Annotated in this window: 1 protein-coding gene; it reads left to right on the forward strand. The window is 50.9% G+C overall.

The features are described 5' to 3' along the window. Positions 1 to 128 precede the first annotated feature (128 nt). Positions 129 to 1,331 carry a transposase gene (locus tag AAC01S_RS18410; RefSeq protein ID WP_067625966.1) on the forward strand — a complete coding sequence of 401 codons (1,203 nt, stop codon included), beginning with the start codon at positions 129 to 131 and terminating at the stop codon, positions 1,329 to 1,331. Positions 1,332 to 1,469: the final 138 nt, after the last annotated feature.

Below are 1,469 nucleotides of genomic sequence, written 5' to 3' on the forward strand. Positions count from 1 at the left end.
ATGAGCGTTTTGCAGATTTATAAGGCCTTGTAGGACAAGGGGTGTGAAGACATGAAAAAGGACTTCACCCCAACCTTCGAGAAGATTTCAAGTGACCAAACCCGAATCTTCGAGGAGGGAAGTCCCACTTGTATCTTCTCCAGCCATCGCTATTTTCCTTTGAAGACTGGCTAGAAATTGAGTCCAGTGACCGATTACCGCTATTTTTCGGTGTATTGAACTTGCAGCCTTATACTTCGAAGTTGAGGAAACAGTCACCCCAAGGTGCGAAGCCCATTAACCGTGAAGCCATTCTACGCGCACTTTTGGCTGCTCCACTTGAGGGGATTTCAACGTTCACAAGGCTTCATGAACGGTTAGCGAGAGACATTCGGTTTCGTTACCAGTGCGGTTTCAGAATAGACGAAGCCGCCCCGTCGGTCTCCACCCTGAGTCGCGTGTTTGCGGCCATCGTAGAGATGAATCTCGCAGAGAAGCTCTTCATTGACCTGGTCAGTCAATGCAAAGAAGCGAACATCATTGACGGACGCCATTTGGCTGTGGACAGTGCCGGTGTGAAGTCGTACGAGAAAAAGCAACCCAAGTCCAGGAGCCAACAAACCGGCAATGCCAACTGGGGTGCAAAATACGATACCTTCGGTAACAAACTCGCTTGGTTCGGGTACAAAATCCACCTGGCTGTCGATACCGCGAGTGAGCTGCCGGTCGCTTTAGAGGTCACACCTGCAAACGTCTACGACGGGGAGATGGCCGCGCCATTGCTGGAACACGTCGTGAAGGCGCACGGTTGGAAAGTCGATTTCGTCATGATGGATGCTGGGTATGACCAAGTGAAAAACTACGAAGCTGTTCGTGATTATGGTGCACAGGCGATTATTGCAATGAACAAGCGCGGCGAAAAGGAACCACCGGAAGGCATGGCATCGGACGGGACACCGCGTTGCACAATGGGATACGACATGGTGTATTGGGGTGCTGACGGTGATCGACTGAAGTTCCGCTGCCCTCACGCGGTTGGGAAAGTGGACTGCCCGCTTGGTACAGCGGCTTGTTCACAGTCCAACTATGGCATGGTAGTCAAAAAGCGGATTACGGACGATGTACGGCGTTACTGCGCTCCTCATCGGGGCACGCAAAACTGGAAGCTGCTGTACAACGAGCGCACTGCAGTCGAGCGTTGCAACGCAAGGCTCAAAACCCACTTGACGGCGAATGATGTCCATGTGAGAGGGATCCAAAAAGTAAAGACGCACATGGTTCTCAATGCAATTGTACTGCTCGCGTCCGCGCTTGCCGTGAACGGAATCAAAGGACAACAGAAGACCGCGTAAAAAACGCACCATGAGATAACTTGTGGAATTTACACAGAAATGACCGACCGATATCCACTATATGTAAGGCGCTTTAGCTGTACTGCGATGCTGATTCTTTTTTCACTTCAACCAAAAACGCCATTCTGCAAAACGCTC

Source organism: Alicyclobacillus acidiphilus NBRC 100859, assembly GCF_001544355.1.
Classification (GTDB): Bacteria; Bacillota; Bacilli; order Alicyclobacillales; family Alicyclobacillaceae; genus Alicyclobacillus; species Alicyclobacillus acidiphilus.